Origin of the sequence: Chromohalobacter marismortui (assembly GCF_004364315.1) — a bacterium.
Classification (GTDB): Bacteria; Pseudomonadota; Gammaproteobacteria; order Pseudomonadales; family Halomonadaceae; genus Chromohalobacter; species Chromohalobacter marismortui.
Window position 1 is genome coordinate 26,256 of sequence record NZ_SOBR01000002.1, and the last position, 22,786, is coordinate 49,041.

The following is a 22,786-nucleotide window of genomic DNA, read 5'->3' on the forward strand; positions in this document are numbered from 1 at the left end:
GATAGGGGCCGTGTTGAAGCGTATCTTAGTTGCTACCTTCTACGCGTGCAAAGGGTTTTATATAGCCAATTAGAATAAGCGAGCTAACATGGCCATCGAGCAAGGAATCTGGAAGCTGGCAGGCAATACAGGCGAACGGCCGCAGAAGCTGCGGCCCACGGGGCTTGCCGATGAGGGGCAACTGGAAGAGCAGATCATGCAGGATGTCTCGATCCTCAATCGGGACTGGCTGCTGATCGGCCGGCAGGTGCGCACCGGCTTCGACAAGCTGATCGACCTGCTGGCCATCGACGCCAACGGTACGGTCATCGTCATCGAGCTCAAGCGCGACAAGACGCCCCGCGACGTGGTGGCTCAGGCCATCGACTATGCCTCCTGGGTCGTCACCCTGGCCGACTACCAGTTGATCGAGATCTACCAGGCCTTCGCCGAGCGCTATCATCGCCCTCACACTACGCTTGAGGATGCCTTCGAGGCCAAGTTCGGCATTCCCCTGGATAGCGTCACGCTCAACGAGAACCATCAGTTGGTGGTCGTGGCGACTCAGCTCGACGCCAGCAGCGAGCGGATCATCAACTATCTCAACGAGCATGCCCAGCTCTCGATCAACGCCATGTTCTTCGCCGCCTTCGAGGATCAGGGCAACCGTTACCTGAGCCGGGCCTGGATGATCGACCCGGACGAACCACCCCAGCCTGCCGCCCGCAAGGCACGTAAGGAGCCTTGGAACGGCGAATTCTACACCTCCTTTGGCGATAACCGCCCCTGGGAATTGGCACGTCGCCATGGTTTCATCGCCGGTGGTGGCGCGGCCTGGTACTCGAAGACCCTCGCCATGCTCTCGGAGGGGGACCGGGTCTGGGTCAATATCCCCAAGACCGGCTATGTGGGCGTCGCCGAGGTGACCGGGGAGCGTTGCCGAGGCGACCAGTTCATGGTGCAGACCGAGCAGGGAAGTCAGCGGCTCCAGGATCTCACAACGGCCACCGAGTACCCGCAGATCCACTGGGCAATCGACGAAGACGACGAGGAGGCGGCGGAATACCTCGTACCGGTTCGCTGGATCGCTTCTTTCCCGGCGTCCCAGGCGTTCAGCGAAGTCGGCCTGTTCGGCAACCAGAACACCGTCTGCAAGCCGACAACGCCAAAGTGGGAGCACACCGTGGCCCGGCTGAAGCAGGCCTGGAAAATCGACGAGTCTTGGTGAGTCTCAACGCGTGCATGTGGTGTTGCAAAGCTGGTGCCCACCCTCTCAAGACAGATATTCCGAGTAGCTTTCGGCGAGCTTCTGGATGTTCTCATCCATGTACTGCAAATGCGCTTTCATGGCGCTTTCCGCAGCGTCAGGATCGCGGTTGGCGATGGCGTCGATGATCCGCGTGTGTTCCTCGACGATGGCGGGCACGCGCTGTTCGTTGAGAAACAGCATCCGCACTCGGTTGATATGCAGCTGAACGTGGTAAATGATTTGCCAGACTGAGGGTTGCCCAGCGATGTCGGCAATCTTCTGATGAAGCTCTTCGTCGAGGGTTTCGATCTTGTAGTACTGCCCTTGCCGATACACGAGCCGCTGATGCTCGAGGTTGTCGTACAGATCTCGAGCATCGCGGTCGCTGCATTGCATGGCGGCGTCGCGTATCAGGGCGCATTCCAGCACCGAGCGCGTGTAGTGGGCCGCCTTGATGACATCGAGTCGGATGGGCGTCACGAAGGTGCCGCGCTGGGCGAAGATATCGACGAAGCCGTCGTAGCGCAGTCGCATCAGGGCTTCACGGATCGGCGTGCGGCTGATGCCGAACTCTTCCGACAGCGCTTTTTCATGAATCCTTTCACCGGGTTTCAGTTCGGTGGTGATGATCTTGTCGCGTATATCGCTATAGGCACGATCACTCGACGACCGTTCCTGCACCCCTTTCATCATGCTTTTGGCTCCTGGCTGACCCGGCAGATTACGCTCTGTTACCGCCCATCCTACCCTGCCGCCCTAGGCGGGGCTAACCGTTTGCGGCGCGCAGGCATCGCGTATCAACGAGCGGTCGAGTTCCTGCAGGTTGCTGCATCCGAGAAGCCCCAGGGTGCGGTCCATCTCCTTGTGCAGTAAGCCAAGTGCATGCTCGACGCCCGCTTGGCCGCCCGCGCCGAGCCCGTAGAGGGTCGTGCGGCCGAGCAGCACCGCGTCCGCCCCCAGCAGCACCGCCTTGAGAATATCGCTGCCGCGCCTGAAGCCGCCGTCCAGCAAGATAGTGAGCGCATCGCCGACGGCGGCCCTGACCTCGGGGAGGATCTCCATCGGCGAGACGGAGCTGTCCAGTTGGCGTCCACCGTGGTTGGACAGCACGATGCCGTCGATGCCGTATTCCACCGCCGTGCGGGCTTCTTCCACCGACAGGATGCCCTTGATCAGCAGGTTGCCGGACCAATTGTCTCGCAGCCAGCGAATGTCCTCCCAGTTCAGGGAGGGCATCAAGTGCTTGCCTATCTCGGCGGCCGCGCCCTGCACGGAGGAGTCCTCGGGCGGCAGGAGATCTCCCAGGTTCTTGAAGGTGGGCACGCCATGCGGATACAGCACATCCTTCATCCAGCCGGGCCTGCTCAACACATGCAGCTTGTTGCGCCAGTTGAGCACGAAGGGACGCGCGTAATTGCGCGTGTCCCACTCCCGGTTGCCATAGATGGCGCTGTCCGTGGTCAAGACGATGGTGTCGTAACCCGACGCCCGGCAGCGGTCGACCAGGTTCTTCACATAGTCATGGTCGCGATAGAAGTAGATCTGCATCCATGGCCATCCACCGGGGACCTTGGCGATCTCCTCCAGCGGCTCGGTCGAGGCATTGCTCAGCGTGAAGGGAATCCCTCGGTCCGCCGCAGCGCGGGCCAATTTGGAGTCTCCGTCCTGAGTGATCATGCCGTTGAACCCCGTCGGCCCGATCACGACCGGCATGCTCACCCGGTGGCCCAGCAGGTCTCGGCTGAGATCCCGCTGACTGACATCGGTCAGCGTCTTGGGCGTGAACCGGTAGCGGTTGAAGACGGCCCGGTTGTTGAGCAGGCTGACTTCGTCGTCGGCGCCGCCATGAATGTATTCATAGACGAAGTTGGGAAGCCGGCGGCGTGCGATCTCGGCAAGCTCCGCGATGCTCAGTGCCTGATCGTAGCGCCGTCTGCGCGGCATGCTTCTTTTCATGTCAGCTCCATCATTCAACCGTTGTGCAGAATACTTAAGGGATAGGTCACGATCTCGGGGAAGAGAATCAGTGCAAACAGGATCGCCACGTACATCAACAGCATCGGCCATATGCCGCGCGAAATGTCGATGATGCTGATTCGGCTGATGCTGCACCCTACATAGAGCACCGTGCCCACCGGTGGTGTGATCAAGCCGATGGAGAGGTTGATGATCATCACCACACCGAAGTAGATGGGATCGATACCGACTTGCTCGACCACCGGAATCAGCACGGGCGCGAAAATCAGCACGGCGGGCGTCATGTCCATCACGCAGCCGAATAGCAGCAGAATGACCATGATGATCAAGAGCATCAGGGTCGGGCTATCCGTAATGCTCGTGAGCCCTGCTGCGATCTGGGAGGGAACTTGCGCTACCGTGATCGCATATGCCGTGACAATGGCCGCCGAGGCAATCAGCATCACGATGGCCGTGGTCTTGGCGGTATTGGTGAGTACATCGAAAAGCTGCGTCAGGCGAATTTCTCGATAGCAAAGGCTGATCAACAGCGCGTATACCGCGGCGACGACGCCCGCTTCTGTCGGCGTGAACACGCCGCCGCGCAGCCCGACGATGATGATCAGGGGCAACAGCAAGGCCCAGAAGGCACGCTTGAAGCTGTGAAGCCGCGCCTGCCAGTTGGCACGCTCGAGTCGCTTGGTGTCGGCTTTGCGCGCAACCAGCCACCAAGTGAACGTCATGCCGATCGCCATGAGAATGCCGGGCACGATGCCGCCCATGAACAACCCGGTAATCGAGACGCCGCCCACGACCCCGTAAAGAATCAAGGGAATGCTCGGCGGAATCACGGTGCCCACGATGCCGACGGACGCCACCAGCGCGGTCGAGCGCTTCTTCTCGTAGCCTTGCGCCACCATCATGGGAATGAGGATCGAGCCCAGCGCCGCGGTATCGGCGACGGCGGAGCCGGATAACCCGGCAAAGATCACGCCGGCCACGATGGCGACATAGCCCAGGCCGCCTTTCACATGACCCACCAGTGACGAGGCAAAGTCGACGATGCGCTTGGAAACGCCCCCGGCATTCATGATCTCGCCGGTCAGGATGAAAAAGGGAATGGCCATCAAGGCAAAGCTATTGGCCCCGGTAATGAAGTACTCCGCCAGTGTCGAGACATTGAACATGTCTTGGGTCCACATCATCACCACGGCGGAGCTGAGCATGGCGAAGGCGATCGGCATGCCGATCAACATCAACGAGAACAGCACGGCAAGAAAGACGACGACCATCATGACGTGGATTCCTCATCATGATCATATGCCCATGTGGGGCCATTGCGGCCGGTCAGGACGAAGCTCAACGCCTGGTACGCCATCACTGCGGACATCAGAATGGCCGCGATCATGCCGGCATAGTAGTAATTGTTGATGGGAATATCGGTGGCGGGCCCGGTAATCCCCAGGTTCAGCTCGATCAGGACCAGAAGCCCTTTGACCACGAGGGTCATCACCGCCACGGTCAGGGCTGTCGTCAGCAGGAAAAACAGCTTCTGAAGCCAGCCGGGAATGTGGCGCACCAGGATATCTACGCCCAAGTGGCTATGTTCCACCACGGCGAGGATGGAGCCCAGAAAAACGACCCATACGAAGAGGTATCGCGCTACCTCACTGGACCATGTCAGCCCACTATCGAAGGCATAGCGGAGCACGACATTGGTAAAGACGAACCCCACCATCAGCACCAGTGCCACGGCAATGGCCAGCCTGATGGATTTTTTCAAGAAACCGAACAAGGTCGTCATCGACATGAAACCACCTCTTGTCCACTCGGTTTTGCCATGCGAACTCCAGGAGTTCGCATGGCATGCGTATGACGAACCTCAGGAGCCTTCACGTACCATGTTCACCATGTCTTCAGCCCAATCATACTGACTGTAAAAGTCGTCATAGATCGGCTGAACGGCTTTCACCATTTCATCGTGAAGTGCCTGGCTCGGCTCCGTCACTTCCAGGCCAGCCTTTTCAAGTTTATCTTTGATATCCGAAGCGGACTCACGCATCAAATTCCACTCCATTTCCATGGATTGGCGAGAGGCCTCCTGGATGACGTCTTTCTCTGAATCGCTCAGATTGTCGTAAAACTGTTGGTTCATCAGATACACGTTGGGGCTGAACATGTGCCGGCTTTCCAGCACGTTGTTCTGCACCTCGTACCATCCCGAGCGATACAGCGTGGCGAGAGGATTATCCTGTCCATCGATCACCCCCTGCTCGAGCGCCGGGTAGACTTCGGACATGCCCATGGTCTGCACGTTGGCGCCTAACGCCTGCCCCACGTCCACGTACAGTTCCAGGTTGGGCATTCTCAGCTTGAAGCCATCGAAGTCGTCCATGCTGTCGATTTTTTCCTTGCTCGAGAAAACCCGGAACCCATTCGCCGTCCACGCCAGGGGCTCCACTCCCAGCTCGCGGAAATAGGGATCGATCTTCTCGCCGACAGGACCATTCAGCATCGACTGCGCTTGATCATAGTCTTCGAACAGGAAGGGCCACTCGGGAAACCCGATTTGCGGCTTGGCGGTCTGCAGCCCCATTCCGGCAATCGCCATTTCGATGCTGCCGGTTCTGACGCCATTGGTGTATTGCCGCTCATCGCCGAGCGAGCTGTTGGGATAGATCTTCACCTGCATGTCGGAATGGCTTTCGACATACGGCTTGAATTTTTCGCGGATGGCCACGTTTTGAGGATGATCTTCCGCGAAGTAACTCGCGACCTTGATGGTCGCCGTGCTTTGTGCGTAAACATTTCCGGCAAACATGGCCGTTCCCACCAATGCGGAACCAACCAGAGTGCGGCCTATGATGGCTGGGAGTGAGTATGTCATTTGTTGTGCTCTCCGTTCGCTGATACAGGCGCTGGCATCGAAGGCTCTCTATGGAGCCGACTGATATACTAGTATTCAATATGTGGAGCGCCTAGAAAGACTTTTGTCTAAACACGAACGTCTGACGCTTGTGCTGGCGATGGAGAGGAAGGCCGAGGCGTGCAAGTCAGGAGGGAGCGATGGCTCCTTCGCGATGGCCCTTCGCAATGATCCTTCACCATGACCACCGGGCTTGGGATCGTGCCCTTTGCGAGGTACCTTTACGCGCCTTGCGCGCCGTGACACATGGCGCCCCTTCCCTTTACTGCCAGGACTGCATTGATGGACGACTCCCTGCTGGTCAGCCTCCGCCGCTATCGCCCCCGAGAAGGCCGCGATAGCCTCGAGGATTACCTCACCGAGATTTTCGACTGGCTGCTGCGGAATTCCCGCGAAGTGGCCGTTGCCTTTCTCGACACCGTCATGCGCATGTGCCGGACGCGGAACGCATCGAGCTGCCCAATGCCGATCAGGACATCACCTGGGAGACACAAGCGCCCTATCCGGGAGCGCGCCTCGACATGCTCGCTCAGTGGCCGGGCGGCGCCCTACTTTTCGAGCACAAGGTGCATGCGCCGCTCTCGGCCGAGCAGGTGAACAAGTATCGCGGGCGGCGTCGGAGTTTCCCAGCCGAACCGCGCGGGTGATCATGATCTCCGCCAAGAACAGCCAGTATCGGCCGGAAGCGCACGGCTGCAAAATGGCCGAGGCGGTGGTGGCAGGCATAACGAGCCAGTAAACCTGCTCAAGCGTTGTTATCGCATCGATGCAAATTGGCCCTCGCTCTCGCGAGGGCCAATCGGAATGGTAACGACCGGGCTATGAGCAATTGATGGCTGATTAGGCTTCCAGCCGCTGGGTGGTTTTCGTTATCGCCGACTGGTCTTGGGTGACGCTCGTCAATACATAGACCAAGGGGCGGTCATCGGTGCCATTGATGCGAAACACCAAGCCTTCCAAACTGGCCCCCTGATCTATCATCCGATGCAGCATCTCAAGCTGCCCTCGCGGTACGTAACCCAGCTTGCGTCCCTGCGATTCGATGCGGATAGCCAAGTGATCGTAGGTATTATCAGGTTCGGGAACGAAGCGAACCGGATCTCCTGCCTGCAACTGAGCAACGCCGATCTCCGCCTCATGCCGAAAGCCAGCCACTTCCAGCAGCATCTCGAACTCTGTGGGCGGTTCATCGAAGGGGTGAACCAGCTCGAAGCCATCATTGGGTAATTTGGCGCCCGTGTATCCCAGGAGACCGAAGTCGCTTATGTCAGCGTCGCGGGAAATCCCACGCAGCTCGAGATAGCGGCCAAAGTCTCGCCGATTACGTGGCGGTAGGCGCCGCATGAAGGCATCGAGGACATGGTGTCGATGCTCTGACCGGTTCAGGGAGAATGCCGGATAGCCTTTAAAGCCCATTTCAATGGCCTCGGCCATGTCCTTTTCGTCAACACCATACTGAAGCCAGACGTCATCGCCATGCTTTACCAACTGGCCCACACAATAGCGAGAGCGGTTCTTGCTCTCGCGCGCCTGCCAGTAGAGCAGCAGTCGCCGTGGTTCCACCAGATGTTCAATAAAGCGTGTCATGTCAGTTCTCCAGAGCCTGTAGCAGGCGCCCTCTCCTCTCAAGAGTCAAAAAAGCAACGAATTCAGCGCGTTCCTGCGTAAAGGGGTGTGGGAGATCAAATTGTGTCAGGCTATTTAACATAGTCTTTAGATCATCCTCGCACCACCCGTGCAGCCGTTCTATCAGTGTCGGCCGAATGTCGGGAAAATGCTTACAATACGCGGCGACCCCTGCGATCAGTGGTAGGCGCCGTCGGTCACCCTTAGCCCAACGCATCTGATGCTCGCCCCTCCGCAAGTAACCGTCGAGCTCGTTCGGGTCGCGCATCATGCGCTGCATTTTCCGCTGCTGCAACTCATGGCCCAAGCTGGTGCCATTGTCGAAATATGGTGTAAAGCGTGCCCTTGGTCCATCCTCGCTCCAGATCAGCCCCCAGTTCTCCTGATGACGGTCAGTGTTACCAATCAAAGCATCGAAGCACAGACACAGCCCCCAGTAGACCTGCCAGTCATGAGTGAGCGTGCCCGTATGTGCTAATGCCTTGCTGACGGTTAGGATGGTGGATAGGTTGTGCTCACGCCCCTTCTCGCGGTCATACCCGGGAATCAGGCGTTGCATATAATCGCCGCCAGGGACGTGGCGCTCCTCTCCACTGCCCGGATAACCCATGAACCATTCGTTCACCGTGCCAGGCTCATCGCGGGTCGAATCGATTGCAACGAACACCGGCGGCAGTGTCAGCCGCATCAAGCGACCGATGCGGAAAGCGATCAGCTCGGCCCAATACTGTTCTGGATGACGAGGCTTGCCAGGATCTTTGGCGCTCTTTATGGCTTCCTTGAATAGATAATTGTGTCTGGGAATGCAAAAGTCGAAGGGGGCTGGATCCGGGCAAACAAGCAGCGACTTATCCCGCGCCCCAACCGGGAAGACCTCGTAATCCTGGTGGGTATCCCAGTCCGCAATATCGATAATCTGATCCGGCTTCTGATCTACTCCCTCACGATCGATCATGGCATGCCTTAGCAACCCCAGAAATCAAAAAACCCTCAGCAGCTTCACCGCGGCGCGGACTCACTGACCAAGGTCACATTACCAACCACTGTAACACCAACAGCGGCTCGGTCGAGGCATTGCTCAACGTGAACGGAATGCCCCGGTCCGCCGCAGCGCGGGCCAACTTGGAGTCGCCATCCTGGGTGATCATGCCGTTGAACCCCGTCGGCCCGATCACGACAGGCATGCTCACCCGGTGGCCCAGCAGGTCTCGGCCGAGATCCCGCTGACTGACATCGGTCAGCGTCTTGGGCGTGAACCGGTAGCGGTTGAAGACAGCCCGGTTGTTGAGCAGGCTGACTTCGTCGTCGGCGCCGCCATGAATGTATTCATAGACGAAGTTCGGAAGCCGTCGGCGTGCGATCTCGGCAAGCTCCGCAATGCTCAGTGCCTGATCGTAGCGCCGTCTGCGCGGCATGCTTCTTTTCATGTCAGCTCCATCGTTCAACCGTTGTGCAGAATGCTTAGTAGGGAATACGCCGTGAAAAGAGTCGCTGAGGCGACCAGCATCACGATGGCTATGGTGTTGGCGGTATTGGTGAGCACATCGAAAAGCTGCGTCGGGCGAATTTTTCGATAGCAAAGGCTGATCAACACGGCGTTCGCCTGAAACGGATTGTCGTGGCAACCGTCACCCATGTTGCTGCCGCGCCCCTGAGGGGCGAATGATTGGCGCCATTTAGTTGCAGGAAATGGGCAGCAGATGGTTAGGGCGCGCGAACGTCCAACCGGCCCAACACCTCCAGCCCCTCGGTTGCCGGGCGTACGACCACCATCTCGCCCGAGCCGACGCTGCGCCCGACCAGCGCCGAGATGTTCACCTGATGCGTTACCAGCAGCATGTTGCCTGACTTTTCCCAGGCGGCTATCTGCTCACGGGCGGCCCGGGTGCGCGCCGCGCGCGCGCTACGTTCACGAAAGAAGGAATCCAGCCACGGCGCAGGCTCGACGTCGCCCAGTTGCATGAGCACGGCGGTATCCAGCGCCCGACACCAGCGCGACGCATACACCGCACCGATGGGGATATCCCGCTCGCGGAACACCTCACCAAGCGCCCGCGCCTGGGCACGCCCTTGGTGGGAAAGATTGCGCTGGGTCTCGCAGCGGCCACGCTCGAACCCTGGCGGGTCGCCGATGCCCGGCGCCAGTGCATGGCGCATCAGAATCACCAGGCCACCTTCCTCGAGCGACTGCCAGATCGCCTCGTTGGACTGCGCACTGAGCGGCAGCGCGCCCGGCATGGCGAAGATCAGGATCAATAGGATGTAGCGCAGAGCGGGCATAGGATGATCTCAGTGGCTGTACTCTGCAAAAGGTAGACACTGACGGGCACAGACGACACCAAGGTGATCAACTCACCCTAAACGCCATGGGCAGACGCAACGCCAACGAGCCCCCCAGTCACCAACGGGGCACTTGTTCAAGCACCCAGGAACGATCCGCTTCAAGCATCAGCCCCTTTTCGACGAGGCCATCAATCGCGGTGTTCAACGCCTCTTGATACGCCTGTGCCGTGGGATAGCGCTCGCTTATTGGGGTTCTGGGGTCACCGCTGTCACCATGCCCAAAGGGAATGAAGCTGCCCGACAAGTTACATAGCGGGCTTAGTGCTCGTCGAATGCTCTTCGAGCGCGCCATGAGAAGACAAGCCCTAGATCATCACTCAGGGCTTCGCCATGCGGGCGCCGCCGACGTTCGTGCTGCGTGCGCTCACCAGACGGAAGCCCACCGCACCGGCGATCACCAGCATGACGCCGCATCCCGTCGCCAGCAGGTAGGCGCCGGTCACCGCGCTATCGGCCACGCCGTAACGTCCGGCCAGCGCCGCCAGCGAGCCGGCGTACTGCCACCATAGAAAGGCCCCCACCGCGACGCCGGCCAGCATGGTCGCCCCGGCCACCCGTCGACTGACCGCCGCCCAGCTGCGCTCGTTCTCCACCGGGCTACGGTGCAGAAAGGCGCGGTACTCACTCTCTGCCTGGCTGACATGGGTCAACCTGGAGACGATCACGATCGCCACCAGCGCCACCAGGGTACTCAGGATCACCGGGTGGAGATAAACGGGCAGCGAGACCCATTCCGCCTGCACCATCAGCGACAAGATCAGGTTGCCGACAAAGCCGACCCCAAGGCCCCAGCCGGCGCCAGCGGCGGTAATCCGACGGCTCCAGATGCTCATCAGCGCCACCGGTCCCCAGGAGGAAGCGAACAGCGTGGCGGCGAACCATACCACGGCCATCACCGCCGGCGGCTGGAAGAGTGCCAGCAGCAGCGCTACCAGCCCGGCCCCCAGCACGCCGATGCGGCTGGCCCGCATGGCACTGCGCTGGCTGCGCGAAGACAGCAGGATATCGTGGGCGAGGCTGAAGCCGATGATCGACAGAAAGGTCGAGCAAGAGGAGAGCCCGGCGGCAAACACCCCAGTGAGGATGATGATGCCGAGCCAGCTCGGCAGCACGTTGAGCGCCGCCCACACCATGGCACGCTCGCCGTCGAGCGTCGGATCGTAGAGGTTGATCGCCGCGCCGGTCATCATCATCAGCGCGTAGAAGACCGCCAGCACCACGGCGGTGAGCATGGCCGAGCGCATCACCACGTGCTCGTTGCGCGCCATCAGATAGCGGCTCGCCTGCCAGGGGCTGGCCGCCAGCACCGTGGCCCATACCAGCCCCAGCGTCAGCCCCCAGATGAGCGCTTCACCGGGTGATGAGAAGGTCGCTCCTTCGCCCTCGATCACGCCGTGCCACAGCGCGATACCGGGCTTGTCGGACTGCGCCAGCAGCCCCTCGATCACTCCCGACCAGCCGCCGAGATCGCTGATGATGTAGAGCGAGCCACCCACCGCGGCAATGGAGAAAATCACGAACATCACGGTGTCGGTGAGCACCACGCCCTGGGAGCCGGAGTAGAGAATGAACCCGGTGTAGGTGAGCCATACCAGCACCAACCCGGCCCAATAGGGCAAGCCGGTGAGCTCCTCGAACATGATGCCGGCCCCCTGCATCACGCCCAGCAAGTAAGCCCCCAGCCCGAATACGGTGGTGAGCCCGGCGATCATCTGCACGCGTTTCGAAGCGAAGCGCTTGCCGAAGAACTCAGGCACCGTCAGCGCCTCGCTGCGGCGCAGGTAACGGCCGAACACCAGTGCCCCGAGCAGACAGCCCGAGGTGCTGATGGCGGCGAAGATCAGCATGACGAAGGGATACCCCTGGTAGGCGAAACCGGTCTCGCCCAGAAAGGCGCTGGTGCTCAGATAGCTGGCGACCAGGGTGCCGAGGATCATCAGCGTGGGGGCGTTACGCCCGGCGACCAGGTAGTCGTCGAGATTCTTGACCCGGCGGCCGGCCAGATTGCCGATAATGAAGTAGCCGACGAGGCTCATGAGGATGGCAGCGGTATAGATCATGGCGAATAACACTTGTTGTTGAAATTTGCCGCCATGGTAAGCACTTGCATGCGCATCATTGTCTTCGTTGCGACATCCGCCTCGACCGACACGACGCGCCTTTCTTTCTCGGATTCAAGCCCCGTGCCTCCCTGAGCCAACGAACAGCGCATCGCGCGGTGTCGAAAACAGCCCAGAAGATGCAACACTGTCCGGGCACTCACATACTTGGCGGGCAACGGCAGTCACCCCAGGAGGAAGCATGTTCGATAAGGTAATGGCCGCGATCGGCATTGGTAGCGCTCAGGTAGACACACGTTTGGCGTCCAGCGTGATTCGCTCTGGAGAGACGCTCGAGGGTGAAATCCACATCCAGGGCGGAAAAGTCTCGCAAGAGATCTCGGGACTCGTGCTGGACCTGATCAGTGAAGTGATCAAGGAGGTCGATGACAAGAAGATTCGAGTACCCCATACCTGGGCCCGTCTCGCCCTGACCGACCCCATGACCGTAGCTGCCGACGAGAGTCATGTCGTCAAATTCTCGATGGAAATACCGCTGCTTTCACCGCTATCGGTGGGCCGCCAGCAACCCAAGACCTGGGTAGCGACACGCGCCGATATCGACAAGGCCATCGACCCGCGCGATCGCGATCCTCTCGAGATACGCCCCGGGGCTCTGCATGAAAAGCTCTTCAATGCCATGAAAGCACTGGGCTTCCATCTCAACGGTGCACCGCTGGAAGCCTCCCGCCGCAACCCCGCGACGGGGTGTATCCAGGAGTTCGAGTTCAAACCGAGCCAGGGCAGTCGGTTCGGCCATCTGGATGAGGCCGAGCTGGCCTTCTTGCCTTCACAAGAGGGCGTTCTGGATGTGCTGATTCAACGGGACACCAAAGCGCGTGGGCTGGGGTCGATGCTGGCGGAAGTGAGCGGTTCCGACGAGCAGTTCTACCGTATCAGCTTAAGCGGCAATGAAAGCCAGGACCAACTGGAAACCATGCTCGGTCAAACCTTGTCCTGAAGGGGTGGTCTTGCCACCTGGCAAACGCGGTCAGGTGGCATTGCGTCAGCTAGCGAGCCACTTCACACCAAGCGCAGCGACAGTGGCCGACTGCCGCCTGCCAGCCTCGCGAAACGCATGGAAAACCGGGAGCGCGGCACAAGCCAAGCCCGCTGGCCGAGCTCCGAAACCGATGACGGGGCAGCATATGTCGGTGACCGCGACGCTACGGCACCGTACGACGCTCCTGCTCCAAACATCCTTCAACAGCTTATTTCCCCAGGATCCCCGGCGGCTCGAGGGCTCAGGACCGGCGCTTGACCGGGCGGTTCTCGGGCTTCAGCGGGCAGGTCCCGCAGAGCGCCTCGCCGGGCAGTCGATACTTGACGCAGCACAAGCGCCTTACCCGAGCCGGAGCCTCGCCGCCCAGATCGAGATAACGCACCGGCCGATAGAGGGGATTGCGTCGGCCATCCGGCAGAAAGCGCATCTCCAAAAAGCGCAACAGCGGATCGCCGGCCCCGTTGAAATCAGGATGTCGCGAGCAGGTCTGTGCCACGTATTCCACGTAGTGGCCAAGATTGCTCCAGAAGACCTTGGGCGAGAGGCCCGAGAGTTCCGCGAGGCAGTCGATCAAAGGACGGCAATGGCCCTCGAACAGCGCCCCGAAACGCGCCCCGGGCTCGCGGGAGGGCACAGGGCGCCCTCCATGGGGCAGCCAGAGCCGCGCTGTCTCGCCCTTTTCACCGACGCTGACTCTCACGTCGTCCAACGCCACGGGTAGCGCTTGGTTCAGCAGCAAGTTGGCGACCAGCGTGGGGATCGATAAGGCACTCAGATGGTACTTCGACCAGAGCGAGGCCGCTGCCTTGCGGTCGGCTCCTACACCGTAATCGGCCACTACACGGTCCAGTAATCCATTCAGTGTCTCCGGCTCGAGCAGCTCAACACCCCGGCATGTCGGCACATCGGGGAGACCGAAACCCGGCGCCCTGAGTGCATTCAGAGGCGGTTGTCGATAAAGCGCCAGCAGGGCCTCGGCGGAGGCATCCAAGGACGACGCCGATACGCATCTAGTGGCCATATGTCACCTCGTGGATCATGCCCCTTCCTCCATCACAGCCGCCGCAGTCCCCACATGAAGTAAGCGCCCCCGATCAACGCCGCCACCAGCCCCGCCGGCATGTCGAAGGGAAAGATGACCTGGCGCCCTATCCAGTCGGCAACCACCATCAGCAACATTCCAATCAGCGCCGCGCCCAGCAGGTGCTGATAGGCGCGTGTCAGGCCCAGCAGCCTGGCCATGTGCGGCGCCAGCAAGCCGACGAAGGAGAGCGGCCCCACCACCAGGGTGGCGCAGGCCGTCAGCAACGCCACCAGCAGCAACAGCAGCAGCCGTGCCCGGTTGAGGGTAATGCCCACGGCCCGCGCCGTGGGCGCCCCCAGCGGGAGAATATCCAGCCAGCGGGTGAGCGGCAGCGTGCACAGCGTCAGCACCGCGGCCAGCGTGCCCACCACCAGCGCACTGGTGAGGTCGACGTAATAGGTGGAGCCTGCCAGCCAGGCGATCACTTGCTGGCCACGCGGGTCGCCCGCCGACAGGATCACGCTGCGCACCGCATCGAACAGCGCGCCGATCGCCACCCCGGTCAGCAGCAACTGTTCGGGAACGAAGCCGCTGCGGCGGTTGAGGACCACCAGCACCAGCAGCGTGACCAGCGCCCCCAAGGTCCCCACCCCCACCAGCATCCCGCTGGTGGGCGACGGCAGCAGGAAGATCCCCAGGATCAAGGCGATGGCGCAGCCGCCGCTGATGCCCAGCACCTCGGGGCTGGCCATGGGGTTGGCGGAAAGCCGCTGCAGCAGGGTGCCGGCGACGGCCAGCATCAGGCCGCTGGCGGCGGCGGCCAGCACCCGGGGCACCCGCCACTGCAGGACTGCCCAGTTGTCCGGCGACAGCCAGTACCAGCCGCTCCCCCCCTGACCCAGCAGCAGGCCGAGCCCCACCGCCAGCAGCAGGGCGATCGCCAGTCGCGTGGCCAGCCGCCCCGGCGCCGCGTGCCGATTCGCCAACGCGATGGTCGGCTGCGGTGCCTGGTTGCCCTGCAGCTTCAATCGCGGAATCAGCCACATCAGCAGCGGCGCCCCCAGGGCGCCGGTCACGGCACCGGTGGGAATCAGTATCGGCAGCGACCCCAGGAAGTGCTGCAGCAGCAAGTCGGTGGTGGCCAGCAGCACCGCCCCGAGCAGCGTGCCCCACAGCAGCCGCTCGCCGAGACGCCGCGCTCCCGCCAGGCGCACGATGTTGGGCGCCGCCAGGCCGATGAACCCGATGATGCCCACCACACTGACGATGCTGCCGGTGATGAACACCGCCAGCCCCAGGCCGGCGAAACGCAGGTACTTGAGCGACACGCCCAGGCTTTTGGCGCTGGCATCGTCCAGCTCCAGTACCGCCAGGGGCCGCAGCAGGAAACACGCCGCCACGCCAGCGATGGCCAACCGCGGCCAGAGGGTCGCCACGCCTTCCCAGCCGTTCTGGGCCAGCGAGCCGGCCCCCCAGATCAGCAACCCCGACAGCGCCTCGTGATTGAACAGTAATAGCGCGGTGGACACCGCGCCCAGGTAGAGGTTGACCACCAGCCCCGCCAGTACCACCACGATGGGGGCCAGCCCTCGCCGCCAGGCCAGGGCGCATACCAGCCCCACGGCCAATCCGCCGCCGGCCAGCGCCACCCACTCGCGCCCCATCGACACCAGGCCCGGCGCCATCAGGGTCGTCGCCATCAACGCCAGATTAGCGCCCGAGGCCACTCCCAGCGTGGTAGGCGCTGCCAGCGGATTGCGCAGCACCTGCTGCATCAGCACCCCGGCCAGTGCCAGCCCGCCGCCGGCCAGCAGCGCGATCATGAGTCTCGGCCACCAGGCATAGAACAGCGTCAGTTCGTCGATGCTCTGCAGCGAGGGGGTGATCAGCGTCTTCAGCCCCAGCACCACGCCCCCCTGAGCCTCCAGCCCCATCCATGCCAGTACCAGCAACGGTAGACTGAGTACCAGGCAAACAAGCGTCGGTGTCCAGCCACGCGTGACGTGGTGGTTCAGGGTCGCTTCCCCTTTCATCGTGTGCTGGCCCCCTGCGGTGTCCTGCCGCCTCTCATGGCTGAGTGTCCTGTATGTTACGTCATGTTTTTATAATAACGATTATCAGTAAGCTTAACATTTGCAATTTATTCGCACTACTGCCTGTCGCGTCTTCCCAGGCGATCGCATGCATTCGGCCACATGGAACCAACCGCTGGTAGATAAAAATAACGATTCTCGTTTACGCTAGAAAGATCACGTCTCAGCACAAGGAATCCAGCATGTTCGAGGCCAAGGGCGCCACCTTCGAGGTCAACGGCACACGCCTGCTCCAGCCCGTTGAGCAGCGCTTCGATGAAGGCAAGGTTTACGCCTTGATCGGGCACAATGGCTCGGGGAAGTCGACACTGCTCAAGCTGCTGGCGCAACAGCAGCCAGCCAGTCGAGGTGAGATCCGACTCGATGGCCGACCTTTGCACGATTGGGGCCACCGGGAATTTGCCCGCCAGGTCGCCTATCTTCCCCAGCAGTTGCCCAGCGCCGAGAACCTGACCGGCCGTGAACTGATCGGCTTCGGCCGCTACCCCTGGCACGGCCTGCTGGGGCGTCATACCCACGAGGACAAGGCCGCCGTGGAGCGGGCCATCGAACTCAGCCATACCCAGGCTTTCGCGGACCGGCTGGTGGACACCTTATCCGGTGGCGAACGTCAGCGGGTCTGGCTGGCCATGCTGCTGGCCCAGAAGAGCCGCTTCCTGCTGCTCGACGAGCCCCTGGCGGCCCTGGACATCGCCCACCAGGTGGAGGTGCTGGCCCTGGTGCGCAAGCTCTGCCACGAACTGCAGCTCGGGGTGATCATCGTGCTGCACGACATCAACATGGCCTCGCGCTATTGCGACCATTTGTTGGCGCTGCACAGCGGCCGAGTGCTGGCCGGGGGGCCTCCGGAGGCAATGATGAACGACGCCACCCTGGAGTCCATCTATGGCCTGCCCATGCGCGTGATGCCGCATCCCGATGGTGCGCATCGCATCGCCGTGGCGCACTGACGGGACAGCCCCATCAGCGAGATGTATCAGCGGTCGAAGCTGGCTCGTCGGCGGTATCGAGAGAGCCGGTCGACGACAATTGCCCGCTCTCCAGGCGCAGCAGCCGATCGGCAAGGTGGAAATAGCGATCGTCGTGGGAGATCACCAGCACCGCCTTGCCCATGCGCTTCAGCTCCGGCAATACCTCGCGGTAGAACACCTCCTTGAACACCGGATCCTGATCGGCCGCCCACTCGTCGAAGACCACAAAGGGCCGATCCTCGAGACAAGCCACCACCAGGGCCAGCCGCTTGCGCTGCCCTTGCGACAGCGCCTGGGTGGTGAAGGCGCCATTCTCGACTCGCACCTTGTGCTGCAGGTGCAGCCTGGCCAGCAGGCGGTTGCCTTCGGCGTCAAGCTCGGCACGCGGCGCTTCCAGCAGCCGCTCGAAGAGATGGAAGTCCGAGAACACCACCGAGAACAGCTGCCGGTAGGCGTCGCGGTTGCAGGCCTCGATGCGCTCGCCGTCGCGCCCTATCTCGCCCGCCTCCGGCGGATACAACCCCACCAGCAGCTTGGCCAGGGTAGTCTTGCCGCTGCCGTTGCCGCCGACCAGGAAGGTGATCTCGCCGGGCCGGAACTCGAGGTCGAGCGGCCCCAGTTCGAAGACGTCGTCGCTTTGCTCATGGTAGTAGCGGTGGGTAACGCCCCGCAGGGTCAGACGTTCGAAACGTTCCACGGGCGCGCTCGTTGCCGGCTCTGCGGTGGGCATATCCCGCGTGATGTCCTCGATACTGGCGGCGGACACCTTCGCCAGGTTGGCTCGCGGAATGTTCATCAGCAGCCCTTCCAGGGGCGTCATCATGTAGACGAACACCAGCGCAAAGCCGGTCATGACCCGGTTCGAGCCGGCGCCATCGGTCACCAGCACGAACATCACCAAACCGATGAAGGCGTAGATCAGAAACTGTCCCCAACTGTTGGACATCACGAACAGCGACATCCCTCGGGTACGCAGGCGGCGCACCGTATCGATGGAGCCACCGAGCACATCCGTGGCAAAGGCCTCCCGCTTGCCACGATGCAGCCGCAACTCCTTGGCCCCTTCGGTCAGCGAACGAAAGTAACCGAACAGCCGGTCCTGCTCCCGGGAGGCGCCATCCAGATGACGAATGGCCCGCAGATGGGCGACGTGGTAGCCCAGTGACCCCAGTCCCAGCACCGCCATCGCGGCCAGGAATATCGGCCACGACAGCCACGCCATGTAGAGCAGGCACCCCATCACCACCACGCTATTGGTCAGGATGACCGGCAGGCTGACGAAGAACTGCGCCACATTGGTGCTGTGTTCCGACAGCGCCGATTGCACCCGCGGCCCCCCCAGTTGCTCCAGGCGGCGCAGGTCCGCCGCCATGACGCGGCGGACGATGAACTGGCGCAGGTGCGCCAGGCACGTCTGCCCCAGGCGCTCGAACAGCACGGCCGAGGCCATGCGGCTGCACAGCAGCCCCACCGCCACCAGGGCGAACGTCCAGGCGATGCTGGTGCGGGTGTCGGCGTCCGCAGTCAAGGCGGCATTGATCTGGACGATCAACAGCACACCGCAGAAACCGGCCATGATGCTGGCCGTCATTGCAGCCAGCATCAGCCAGCGGGACCGACGGATCAGGTAACGCAGCACGGCAACCTCATTGCGCAGGGAGTGTGCCTATCCAGACGAATCGCGCGGCGAATTTTTCAACACGCCACTCATCGCCATTCGGCTCGCGCCGGCTACCCACGCTAGCTGCCCTTCTCCTTGCCTGACCGCGCCTTCCATCGACGGGCGCTTATTTGCATCGACATCCTGAACAAGACGCACTCTCATCCGTCTGCATGGATATACCCGCGATCGAGCCCATCGCGCCACACATACAGGCAAGGGAGCATCCACTTGTTCGATAGTCATCTCGCGACGAAGCCGCAGGCCGAGACGCCACCTCGACCGATGCCTTTCCGCGCCGCTCCCGACGGCGACCCGTTGGAGATCGTCAGCGACGCACGGGGTCTCACCGCCCGGGATCTGCAAGGCAGCGCGTGCGGCTGGTGGTCTTTGGAGCACACCGCCCAGGGCGTCGTGCTGGACTGGGCCGGTGCCTGCGCCGAAGAACCGAAGGAAAGAGAAACCCTTGCCGCCATCGAGGCGATCTTCGCCGACCAACCGCACCTCCAGGCGCTGCACCTCGCCCACGCCCTGGCCCGGCTTCCCGGCTTGGCGCGGTCCGGCCTGATATCCCGGCGTCCGGACATTCCGCCCCGCATCACTCAGGAGGCGTTCTTCCAGCAGCCCCGCCTCTGGCTTGGCGATGCGCGCCCGCCCTACCCCGTTCGCCATGTGTTCACCGAGGGCAGACGCCACCCCCTGCGCCCCGACACGCCGAGCGGCACCGTCTACCGGCGCTACCTGCCCTGGCTGGGCCGCACGCTGAGCCTGCGCGTACTGGAGGTCGAACGTGACCTGGACCGTTTTCACCGTTGGATGAACGACCCGGCAGTCGCCCATTTCTGGCAGGAAGAGGGCGACCTGGCCCAGCACCGCATCCGCCTGGAGCGCACCCTCGAAACCCCCGGTATCGTGCCCTTGATCGGCTGCTTCGACGACGCACCGTTCGGCTATTTCGAGACCTACTGGGCCAGGGAGGATCGCATCGCGCCTCATTGCGATGCCGGCGACTTCGACCGGGGGTGGCACGTATTGATCGGCGAGCCCGAATTCCGCGGGCGCCCCCACGTCGCCGCCTGGCTGCCCTCCATCTCGCACTACCTGTTCCTCGACGACTGCCGCACGCAGCGGCTGGTGATCGAACCCCGGGCGGACAACGCCAGGATGATCGGCAATCTCGCCAAGTGCGGCTATGCGCTGCTCAAGGAGTTCGATTTCCCCCACAAGCGGGCCATGCTCGGCGTGCAATTGCGCGAGCGGTTCTTCAACGAACTCGGTTGGATCCCCCAGCCGCCCCACCCGGGGTCGGTTCCACGGCCCGATCCACGATTCACCTGACAAGCCACTCAGCCACGAGGACTCTCATGCCTATCCACGACCTGATCGGTATCGGCTTCGGCCCCTCCAACATCGCCCTGGCCATCGCCCTCGAAGAACAGCGCGATGACGCGCTCGACGCCTTCTTCATCGAACGCCAGCCCCGCTTCGCCTGGCACCCCGACATGCTGCTGGAAAACGCGCACATGCAGATCTCCTTCCTCAAGGATCTGGTCACGCCGCGCAACCCGGCCAGCCGCTACACCTTCCTGAACTACCTCCACAGCAAGGAGCGCCTGCAGGATTTCATCAACCTGCAGACCTTCTTCCCCAGTCGCCACGAGTTCAACGACTACCTGGCCTGGGTGGCCTCCCACTTCGAGGCTCGTTGCGCCTATGGCGAGGAGGTCATCGAGGTGTTGCCGCAGCTACAGGGGGACGACGTCGAACTGCTGCGCGTCTGTTCACGGGATGCCGACGGCAACCGCCACGAGCGCCTGACCCGCTCGCTGGTCGTCGGCGTCGGCGGCGCCCCCAACATTCCCGCCTGCTTCGCCGACCTCGCCGCCGACCCGCGCGTCTTCCACTCGAGCCATTACCTGCGGGACCTGAAGCGTCAGCACGATCCAGAGCGAGTTGCCGTCATCGGCGCGGGCCAGAGCGCCGCCGAGATCTTCCTCGATCTGCATGGCCGCGCAGGCACCCAGGCGGATCTCATCACTCGCGCCTGGGCATTCAAGCCCTCCGACGACAGCCCCTTCGTCAACGAGATATTCAACCCCGAGTACACCGACTACGTGTTCAACAACCCCACCGGCCAGCGCGAAGCGCTGATGCAGGAATACAAGAGCACCAACTACTCGGCCCCCGACCTCGACCTGATCCAGCAGATCTACGACGTCTTCTACCAGCAGAAGGTCACCGGCGATCATCGCCATCGCTTCCGCCGCCGCCATGAAGTCACCCGGGCGGTCTCGGCGGACGACGGCATCCGGCTGGATATCACCGAGCTGGACAGCGGCGTCACCGACACCGCGACCTACGACGCCGTGGTGCTGGCTACCGGGTACCGGCGCGACATGCACAAGACCCTGCTCGACCCGCTGGCCCCCCACCTAGACGAGTTTGCGGTCGATCGTCACTACCGGGTGTTCACCCCGCCCCACTTCAAGCCGGCAATCTTCCTGCAGGGCTGCTGCGAACCGACCCACGGGCTGAGCGATACGCTGCTGTCGATCCTGGCCGCCCGGACCGAGGAAATCTGCGAGGCACTCGACAAGACATTACCGCCGCAGCACGCAAGGCATGCGGCAACGCCGCCTCCGTCGCTGATGGGCACTAACTGACACCCCACTGACCCGGCCGCTCCTCGCGGAGCGGCTGACGATACCAAGCGGTATTGACTCTTGTGGGGGAAGAAATCCGGCGTTGACACACAGGGATCAATTGAGAAAAATAACTATTATCATTAACAATGTTGAGCAAGACGCATTCTTTCAAATCGTTCGAACATACAGGCATAAAAATGAAGCATCACCATGGCATAGCTTATCGCTCGATAGCGAAAAAATGCATTCTATTGTCGACCATCCTTTTTGCCTGTGTGCTCATCGGCAACGCGTCAATGGCAAGCGATGAGGGCGACGAAGTCTCATTGGCGACGTTCGATTTTGCAATCGCCGAGACGCTCAATGCGCTTGGCCATCCGCCTACCTTCATCTCAGGCCTCCAGGGATACGAGACGTATTCACGTCAGCCCGGCATCATCCCTTCGTCGATCAACCTCGGTTACCGTCATCTTCCCAACCTCGAACTCCTGGCAAGCGATCCCCCCAAGTACATCCTGATCTCTCCTCCTGCTCATGTGAGCCTTATCCCCAAACTCAGGAAAATCGCCACCGTCAAGGAGTATCCACTCTACAAAAATTACGATGGAAAGAGTCACAAGAGTCATTGGCAAATCATTGAGGAATTGACTCGAGAGCTGGGCAGGCTGACCGCAGATCCGACAGCTGCAGAGAAATATATTTCACAAACCAACAAGCGCTTCGATGAATTGAAAAAACACCTTAAGGATGTCAGTTCTCCCTTGCTAATCGTTCGCCTGATGGATGAGCGTCATGCACGGGTTTATGGACATGGCAGTGTGGAGGGCATGGTGCTAAAACGCCTTGGACTCGAGAATGCATGGAAAGACAAGCTTGGTAAATGGGGCTTGGCGACAGTCAGTGCGAAAGCCCTTCTGCCCATAGATGCCAAGGTAATCTTCCTCGATAGCCCTTACGATCCTCCCGGCGGGCAGGAAAGGATACTCAATCAGGGATTATGGAAGCACTGGCCGAGTATCAAGCGAAACGACTACGCCATCTTGTCCCTCGACTATTGGTCATGGGGAGGCTTCCCCTCCGCCCGGCGTTTCGCGGAAAGCCTTGCAGACTGTCTGCCCCACTCTCCGTTGTCATGAGCATTGTCCTAGAATCTCTTTCCTCTCCAAGGCTTGAACAGCGCCGCTAGCCTGACTAGCGCTTAGCATATTACCC

General features: G+C 61.6%; 22 protein-coding genes. 7 read left to right on the forward strand and 15 right to left on the reverse strand.

Annotated features, from left to right (window positions below; translation table 11 throughout):
- Window positions 1-88: 88 nt before the first annotated feature.
- Window positions 89-1,207: a PDDEXK family nuclease gene (locus C8E00_RS03445; protein ID WP_133694611.1), complete on the forward strand. Its 1,119-nt coding sequence runs from the start codon at window positions 89-91 to the stop codon at window positions 1,205-1,207.
- Window positions 1,208-1,252: 45 nt separating this feature from the next.
- On the opposite strand, the gene C8E00_RS03450 is transcribed toward C8E00_RS03445, so the two are convergent.
- The 5 genes from C8E00_RS03450 to C8E00_RS03470 form a co-directional block, all read right to left on the reverse strand.
- On the reverse strand, window positions 1,253-1,921 hold the full coding sequence (locus C8E00_RS03450) for a GntR family transcriptional regulator (protein ID WP_133694613.1): 669 nt from the start codon (window positions 1,919-1,921) through the stop codon (window positions 1,253-1,255).
- Between the two features lie 63 nt (window positions 1,922-1,984).
- Complete coding sequence (locus C8E00_RS03455) at window positions 1,985-3,172, reverse strand: alpha-hydroxy acid oxidase (protein WP_243833101.1); 1,188 nt, start codon at window positions 3,170-3,172, stop codon at window positions 1,985-1,987.
- A 26-nt stretch (window positions 3,173-3,198) separates the two neighbouring features.
- The gene (locus C8E00_RS03460) at window positions 3,199-4,479 is read right to left on the reverse strand and encodes a TRAP transporter large permease (protein ID WP_133694618.1); all 1,281 of its coding nucleotides are present in this window, start codon (window positions 4,477-4,479) and stop codon (window positions 3,199-3,201) included.
- On the reverse strand, window positions 4,476-4,994 hold the full coding sequence (locus C8E00_RS03465; protein ID WP_133694620.1) for a TRAP transporter small permease: 519 nt from the start codon (window positions 4,992-4,994) through the stop codon (window positions 4,476-4,478). The genes C8E00_RS03460 and C8E00_RS03465 overlap by 4 nt, the downstream gene beginning before the upstream one ends.
- 72 nt (window positions 4,995-5,066) lie before the next feature.
- A complete protein-coding gene (locus tag C8E00_RS03470) occupies window positions 5,067-6,071 on the reverse strand; it encodes a TRAP transporter substrate-binding protein (protein WP_243833102.1) in 1,005 nt (334 codons plus the stop codon).
- A gap of 470 nt (window positions 6,072-6,541) precedes the next feature.
- Here C8E00_RS03470 and C8E00_RS03475 point away from each other — a divergent pair, with 470 nt between their 5' ends.
- Complete coding sequence (locus tag C8E00_RS03475; RefSeq protein ID WP_166638240.1) at window positions 6,542-6,757, forward strand: PD-(D/E)XK nuclease family protein; 216 nt, start codon at window positions 6,542-6,544, stop codon at window positions 6,755-6,757.
- 193 nt (window positions 6,758-6,950) lie between these two features.
- On the opposite strand, the gene C8E00_RS03480 is transcribed toward C8E00_RS03475, so the two are convergent.
- From C8E00_RS03480 to C8E00_RS03505, 7 genes are all read right to left on the reverse strand, one after another.
- Complete coding sequence (locus C8E00_RS03480) at window positions 6,951-7,697, reverse strand: HIRAN domain-containing protein (RefSeq protein WP_133694625.1); 747 nt, start codon at window positions 7,695-7,697, stop codon at window positions 6,951-6,953.
- A gap of 1 nt (window position 7,698) precedes the next feature.
- A complete protein-coding gene (locus tag C8E00_RS03485) occupies window positions 7,699-8,691 on the reverse strand; it encodes a HipA domain-containing protein (protein WP_133694628.1) in 993 nt (330 codons plus the stop codon).
- A gap of 73 nt (window positions 8,692-8,764) precedes the next feature.
- A complete protein-coding gene (locus tag C8E00_RS03490) occupies window positions 8,765-9,151 on the reverse strand; it encodes an alpha-hydroxy-acid oxidizing protein (RefSeq protein WP_243833103.1) in 387 nt (128 codons plus the stop codon).
- 26 nt (window positions 9,152-9,177) lie between these two features.
- Window positions 9,178-9,372: a hypothetical protein gene (locus tag C8E00_RS03495; protein WP_208291873.1), complete on the reverse strand. Its 195-nt coding sequence runs from the start codon at window positions 9,370-9,372 to the stop codon at window positions 9,178-9,180.
- Between the two features lie 68 nt (window positions 9,373-9,440).
- On the reverse strand, window positions 9,441-10,016 hold the full coding sequence (locus C8E00_RS03500) for a histidine phosphatase family protein (protein WP_133694630.1): 576 nt from the start codon (window positions 10,014-10,016) through the stop codon (window positions 9,441-9,443).
- Window positions 10,017-10,134: 118 nt separating this feature from the next.
- The gene (locus tag C8E00_RS16705; RefSeq protein ID WP_243833104.1) at window positions 10,135-10,371 is read right to left on the reverse strand and encodes an alpha/beta hydrolase domain-containing protein; all 237 of its coding nucleotides are present in this window, start codon (window positions 10,369-10,371) and stop codon (window positions 10,135-10,137) included.
- Between the two features lie 25 nt (window positions 10,372-10,396).
- A complete protein-coding gene (locus tag C8E00_RS03505; RefSeq protein WP_133694633.1) occupies window positions 10,397-12,139 on the reverse strand; it encodes a sodium:solute symporter family protein in 1,743 nt (580 codons plus the stop codon).
- A 241-nt stretch (window positions 12,140-12,380) separates the two neighbouring features.
- Between C8E00_RS03505 and C8E00_RS03510 the strand changes: the two genes are divergently transcribed.
- Window positions 12,381-13,139, forward strand: coding sequence for a sporulation protein (locus C8E00_RS03510; protein WP_133694635.1), 759 nt, complete (start codon window positions 12,381-12,383; stop codon window positions 13,137-13,139).
- 283 nt (window positions 13,140-13,422) lie between these two features.
- On the opposite strand, the gene fhuF is transcribed toward C8E00_RS03510, so the two are convergent.
- On the reverse strand, window positions 13,423-14,202 hold the full coding sequence (fhuF, locus tag C8E00_RS03515; protein WP_133694638.1) for a siderophore-iron reductase FhuF: 780 nt from the start codon (window positions 14,200-14,202) through the stop codon (window positions 13,423-13,425).
- A gap of 32 nt (window positions 14,203-14,234) precedes the next feature.
- Window positions 14,235-16,238: a Fe(3+)-hydroxamate ABC transporter permease FhuB gene (gene fhuB, locus C8E00_RS03520; protein ID WP_133694640.1), complete on the reverse strand. Its 2,004-nt coding sequence runs from the start codon at window positions 16,236-16,238 to the stop codon at window positions 14,235-14,237.
- 242 nt (window positions 16,239-16,480) lie between these two features.
- Here fhuB and C8E00_RS03525 point away from each other — a divergent pair, with 242 nt between their 5' ends.
- Complete coding sequence (locus C8E00_RS03525; RefSeq protein ID WP_133694643.1) at window positions 16,481-17,248, forward strand: ATP-binding cassette domain-containing protein; 768 nt, start codon at window positions 16,481-16,483, stop codon at window positions 17,246-17,248.
- Window positions 17,249-17,261: 13 nt separating this feature from the next.
- Here C8E00_RS03525 and C8E00_RS03530 read toward each other — a convergent pair whose 3' ends face one another.
- Window positions 17,262-18,908 (reverse strand): cyclic peptide export ABC transporter, encoded by a 1,647-nt coding sequence (locus C8E00_RS03530; protein ID WP_133694646.1) that lies wholly within the window; start codon window positions 18,906-18,908, stop codon window positions 17,262-17,264.
- A gap of 252 nt (window positions 18,909-19,160) precedes the next feature.
- On the opposite strand from C8E00_RS03530, the gene C8E00_RS03535 reads away from it, so the two are divergent.
- The 3 genes from C8E00_RS03535 to C8E00_RS03545 all read left to right on the forward strand — a co-directional run bounded on the left by C8E00_RS03535 (window position 19,161) and on the right by C8E00_RS03545 (window position 22,710).
- Entirely contained in the window at window positions 19,161-20,267 is a 1,107-nt protein-coding gene (locus tag C8E00_RS03535) for a GNAT family N-acetyltransferase (RefSeq protein WP_243833105.1), read from the forward strand.
- Between the two features lie 26 nt (window positions 20,268-20,293).
- Window positions 20,294-21,592, forward strand: a complete 1,299-nt coding sequence (locus C8E00_RS03540; protein WP_133694648.1) for a lysine N(6)-hydroxylase/L-ornithine N(5)-oxygenase family protein — start codon at window positions 20,294-20,296, stop codon at window positions 21,590-21,592.
- A 179-nt stretch (window positions 21,593-21,771) separates the two neighbouring features.
- Complete coding sequence (locus C8E00_RS03545) at window positions 21,772-22,710, forward strand: ABC transporter substrate-binding protein (RefSeq protein ID WP_166638241.1); 939 nt, start codon at window positions 21,772-21,774, stop codon at window positions 22,708-22,710.
- Window positions 22,711-22,786: the final 76 nt, after the last annotated feature.